The 6006-nt window shown below is 40.9% G+C and carries 3 protein-coding genes and 1 riboswitch; all 3 genes read left to right on the plus strand.

Annotation, left to right across the window (positions count from 1 at the left end):
* Nucleotides 1-180: 180 nt before the first annotated feature.
* A riboswitch (FMN riboswitch) is annotated at nt 181-301 on the plus strand.
* Between the two features lie 124 nt (nt 302-425).
* Nucleotides 426-1982, plus strand: coding sequence for an FGGY-family carbohydrate kinase (locus tag BUB35_RS12145; RefSeq protein WP_072852122.1), 1557 nt, complete (start codon nt 426-428; stop codon nt 1980-1982).
* Between the two features lie 403 nt (nt 1983-2385).
* The gene (locus BUB35_RS12150; protein WP_072852124.1) at nt 2386-5580 is read left to right on the plus strand and encodes an S-layer homology domain-containing protein; all 3195 of its coding nucleotides are present in this window, start codon (nt 2386-2388) and stop codon (nt 5578-5580) included.
* Between the two features lie 220 nt (nt 5581-5800).
* Nucleotides 5801-6006: IS200/IS605 family transposase (tnpA, locus tag BUB35_RS12155; RefSeq protein ID WP_143158988.1), on the plus strand; the 206-nt coding region annotated here is incomplete at its 3' end.

The following is a 6006-nucleotide window of genomic DNA, read 5'->3' on the forward strand; positions in this document are numbered from 1 at the left end:
TTGGAAATCCCTTTCTTTCAGGAAGTTTCGTGGATGACTTCCTGATAAACAGGCAGCCATATATGTGGCTGCCTGTTTTTTTATGAGATTAGTAAACATGACAGAAAAAAGGGGTGGATTATCGTCACCTTTGCGCTTGTAGACTATGTGCAAGAGCGGTATAATGTATGCGTAGGAAAAAAGTGTCTTCGGGGCAGGGTGAAATTCCCTACCGGCGGTGATAGCCCGCGAGCCGCTTTTGGTGGCAGGATTCGTTGAAATTACGAAGCCGACAGTATAGTCTGGATGAGAGAAGATATGCTTTTTTGTTCTGCGGTTTTTTCGTGCAGAAAAGAAACATTGCCCTGTAAGATGGCTTGCTTATGGCAGTCAGAAATATACGGGGTTTTTTTATTGCCCCAAATACAGAAAAGAGGCTAAATTGTATGGAAAAGTATTACCTTGGTTTTGACGCAGGAACCCAGAGTGTGAAAGCTGCTGTGTATGACAGTAACATGCAGTGTGTTACTGAGCATAGCACACCGACAGTACTTCGCTACCCGCATCCCGGTTGGGTGGAAATGGATGCAGATCAGTATGTGGAAGCAGCAGTGACAAGTATTGCAGCTTGTACAAAAGAAATGCGTGAAAAAGGACTGTCACCGGAGAACATTCGGGCAATCTTTGGGGATGGTGTCATTTTAGGTATTGTAGGTGTCGATGAAGACGGAAACGCCATAACACCATATATCAATTATCTGGATTCTCGTACACAGGCAGATGCGGAGGAACTGGCGGCTTTGGGATTGGATATCTGGGCGAAAGAAACGGGTAATCCTTTGCCAAACTGTATGTTTCCAGCGTTATTTGCAAGATGGTTCCTGAGAAATAATGTAGAATTTCAGAAACGAGGAAAGAAATTCCTGCATAATGCTCCTTACATTCTGTCTCATCTTGCTGGATGTAAAGCAAAGGACGCTTTCATTGACTGGGGTACTATGTCCGGCTGGGGACTTGGGTATAAGGTTGAAAAAAAGGAATGGAGCGATGAACAGCTGGAAATATTGGGGCTGTCCAAAGAATATCTGCCAAGAATCGTGAAACCTTGGGATATTATTGGTCATCTCACAGAAGAATACGCAGAAAAAACAGGTCTGCCAGTCGGTATTCTCATTTTTGCTGGTGCAGGGGATACCATGCAGAGCATGATTGGATGCGGTGTTACAGCTGTCAATAGAGCGGCAGATGTTGCTGGGACATGTGCTATGTTCTGTATTGCAGTAGATGGTATCAAGCCAGAATTGAGCAGACCGGGAACAGACTTGATTTTCAATAGTGGTACACTGGAAAATACATATTTTTATTGGGGATTTATCCGTACAGGCGGTTTGGCACTGCGCTGGTTCCGGGACAATATTTGCGGAAAAGAAGGGGAAGGTGCTTATTTCGATGTGCTGACAGAACGGGCAAAACAGGTTCCGGCAGGTGCCAATGGCGTTTTGTTCCTGCCATATCTGACTGGTGGCTTTGGTGATATTTCAGCGGCAAGTGGTTGTTTTCTGAATATGACCATGGATACAGATCAAGCGGTGTTGTGGCGCGCGGTCTTGGAAGCCATTGCTTATGATTATATTGGTGTTACAGATGTATATCGTGCAGCTGGCGTTGATTTGAATCGTATTGTTGTAACAGAAGGCGGAAGCCGTTCGGATTTATGGAACCAGATTAAAGCGGACATGCTGAATTGTCGTGTAACAACATTAAAGACAGCGCAGGGCGCTGTTATGACCAATGCGGCAACAGCAGCTTATGCCATAGGGGATATTCCTGATTTACAGGAAGCGTTTGAAGCGAATCTAATTGAAAATAAATCTTTTGTGCCGGACCCCAAACGGACTGCTTTTTATCGTAAAGTATATGAAAGAAAAACAAAATTGGTGCGGGAGGAAATGCGCACAGCTTTTGCGGCATTGGAAGAAATGCGACATGTAAAAGAGGAATAACATATAAGTATTTCCCAACAGATGGTGGATGGAATGCATTCACCATCTGTTTTCTTTTTATTTAAAAACTGGAATTTATTTTTGAAAGTATATTATACAGAAATAATAAAAGAAATGTTTTTTTGTATATGGACACATGAAATTCTGTTTTTGATAGAATGTAAAAAAATACATAAATCTTGAATTTTATATTGGAGATATACTTTTAATTTTTTGGCATAAAAACAGTATTTTTAATTTAATTTCATAATGTTATCTAAAACTAACTTGAATAATATTGATGTAAACATAGTAAATACATGTAAATATTGGAAATTATATAATCTGTATTGCATAATATTTTTTGCATGATATAATAGTCGAGAACTAGGTTTTTAAAAGTTTAGGAGAGGTGATAGGAAAAATGAACAAAAAAGTTGGAAAAATGACATTATCTATGGCTTTGGCTGCGGCATTAGCGTTTGCGCCTGCACAGGCATTTGCTGCGCCTGCAACTGACATTTCAGGTCATTGGGCAGAAAAAGTCATTACACAGTGGCAGGAAAAAGGATTGATTTCCGGCTATGAAGATGGAACATTCAAACCTGACAATAGCGTTACGCGTGCAGAGTTTGTGATTATGTTAAATAAAGCCCTTGGCTTTACGCAGAAAGGCAATGTGACATTCAGCGATGTTTCCGCCAATGCTTGGTACTATGATGCAGTGGCTATTGCAGTGGAAGCTGGATATTGTGCCGGTTATGAAGATGGAACATTCAAACCCAATGCAACTATTACCAGAGCAGAAGCGGCTGTTATGATTGCAAAGGCGAAAGAATTAACTGCAAATACAGAAGCAGCAGATAAATTTACCGATGCTTCTCGTATTCCTGTATGGGCAAAGGGTTCTGTTGGTGCTGTTAGTGCGGCAGGATTTATGACCGGACGCACAGATGGCACATTTGATGGGACAAACACCATCACTAGAGCAGAAGCAGTATCTTCTTTGGACAGAACAATGGAAAAAGAAGAAACAGATGAGGAAGCAAAAGATGTTGTTGTAACAGAAGATGATACAGTCATTGAAGGTCAGACCATCGAAGGCAATTTGATCATTGACAAAGCTGTTGGTGAAGGCGAAGTTTATGTGAATGATACGACGGTCAAAGGTGATGTGATTGTAAGAGGTGGCGGAGATGATTCCATTTACTTTGATAATGTTAGTGTCAAAGGAAAAGTTTCTGTAGAGAAAGAAAATGTCAGATTGCAGCTGAAGGGTGATACAGATATTTCTGTTATTGAAGTAAAAGAAGCTTGCAACATTGAGGGGAAAGACTTTACAGGTACTGTAGATACCATTTCTATTACAAATGAAATTGGCACAAGCAATAAAGTGACCATTGGAGTGCCCGCAAACAGAGTAGAAATCAATGAAAAAGCAAGTGTTGTTGTAAAAGAAGATGTGAAGAAATTAGTTATTTCTGAAGATGCGGCATCTTCAAAAGTTGAAGTGGCAAAAGATGCAACTGTGAAAACAGTAGTAGCAGATGCAAAAGTTTCTATCACAGGCTCCGGTCAGATTGAAAAACTGGAAGCAAATGCCGATGGTATTACCATTTCCAGCAGCACAGATGTAAAAGACACAGAAGTGGCTGATGGCGTAGATAAGCCCAGCACAAGCACAGGTTCCAGCGGTGGTGGCGGCAGTAGCTCCAGCGGAGGCAGCAGTGTATCTGTTGCAGATAAACTCCTTACAGCAACCAGTTCTGCAATCAGCTACAAGTACGAAGATTATACCTATACAAGTCAGCTGACACATACAAAAGATGGCAAAAATGCAATTGTTATGGGTGAATATGCAGCTGAGGATATTCTGTCTGGTGCTGCTATGAACGATATGGCGCGTTATCTGGGTGCATTGTATCGTTTCGACAATGGTACAACCGTAAAATCCATTACTTATGGAGATACAGAATTTACATGGAGCAGCAATCTTGACCCTGCATTGAAAGGTTCTAACTGGGCAAAAGACCCCAATGGTACAGAAGCAGACGGAAACACATTGGTGTCTATCATTGTAGATGATTTCCAGGCTGGTAAGATTCAGGATGCAATTCAGTTGACACTGAAAGGTTCCAACGGTTCTACCATTACGTTGCGCTATGGTTTCACAGTAAAAGAGGATGAAACAGCAAAAGCACTGATGGAAGCAACAAAATCCGCTATTGCTTATCAGTACGATGACTATGAGTACACAAGTCAGCTGACACATACTGTCGATGGCAAAAACGCTGTGGTATCTGGCAGATATGACACCATGGAAACCGTACTGTCTGGTGCGTCTATGAATGATATGGCACGTTATCTGGGTGCATTGTATCGTTTTGACAATGGCGCTACTGTAAAATCCATTACTTATAATCAGGAAACATACACATGGAGCGACAACCTTGACCCCGCTTTGAAAGGTTCTAACTGGGTAAAAAATCCAGAAGCATCTGAAGCAGAAGGAAATACATTGGTATCCGTCATTGTCGATGAATTCCAGGCTGGAAAAATCCAGGATGCAATTACATTTACATTGGAAGGAACAGATGGTTCTGCACTTACATTGCAGTATGGATTTATCGTTGGTGAAGTAACAGCGAACAACAGCGATACACTGAAAGCGGCATTGGCAAATCCCAGTGTTGAAACTGTGAAAGTAAGCGGTGACATTACTTTGGATGAAGCAGTAAATGTGGATCGTCAGGTAACAATTGAAGTAAACGAAGGCGCACAGCTGAACCTGAACGACAGTTTTTCCATTGGAGAAAAAGTAACTCTTATCAATAAAGGCACCATTACAAATAACGGTACTATGACAAACAATGGTTCTTTTGATACATACGAAGGCAAATTGGCAGGCACAGGTCAAGTGATTGTTGCAGATGGCGCTGTGCTGAAAATCAATGCCAACTACAATAATGGTGCAGACAGTATGCTTCCTACTGTAACAAAAATCGAAGTCCAGCCCGGCGGTGCATTGCAGTCTATGACAACAGATGGCGGCGAAGAAGCAACAACATTTGTTGGAGTATCTAGTGATGCACGTATTCAGACAAATGGTGCCACAGTTACATTCGGCTTTGCAGACAGCTATTCCGGTACACACCCTACAATGGAAATTGAAGGGGACGTTACCATTCCTGCCGGTCAGACATGGTATACTATGTTTGACTCTGCAACAGAAGCCATTGGTATTGAAATGATTTTGAATGGCAATATGACAGTAGATGGTACATTGAAAGTTGTTTCTGCCAACAGTACAGGCAGTGAACTGCTGTTAAAAGAAAATGCAGTTCTGGCTGTAAATGGAACCATCACAACAGCAGCAAAGGGTAAAGTAACAGGTACAGACGCAACTTCTGTTGTTACTATCGCAGAAGGTGCAGTAGGTACAGATACTTTTACAGCTGGCAGCACATATAACTGGAATGGTTCTGCTTGGGAAGTAGCAGTTGTGGAAAATGAACATTTGACAGAAGAGGAATCTGATGTGAAAGAAGCAACAGTTGTAGAAATGGAACAGGTAAATCCTGAAGAAATTACAGCGGTTACCCTGACAGAAGAAGTATAATTTCCTAAAATAAAACAGCCATAATTTTTTGAAAAAATATAAAAAACAGGCAGATATGGCGTATCCATGTCTGCCTGTTTGATTGGGTGCTTTAGCTTAACAAAACCCCTAGTTCTACTAGGGGTAAATAAAATACTTTAGTATATAAAACCTCCTGATTATAATTTTAGAATGAAGGTTTGGCGACCGCATTACTAAAACAAATCAGGAGGTTTTTGACATGAAAAATGAAATAAAAAATACAGCACATTCTAAATACAGATGCCAATATCATATCGTATTTGCACCGAAATATAGAAGAAAAGTGATATACAAAGAATTAAGAGCAGATATAGGACAAATAATTAGAAAATTGTGCGAAGAAAAGAAAGTTGAGATTCTTGAAGCACAAGCTTGCCCAGACCATATCCATATGTTAGTAAGTAT

Origin of the sequence: Anaerotignum lactatifermentans DSM 14214, from assembly GCF_900142265.1 — a bacterium.
GTDB classification, from domain to species: domain Bacteria; phylum Bacillota; class Clostridia; order Lachnospirales; family Anaerotignaceae; genus Anaerotignum; species Anaerotignum lactatifermentans.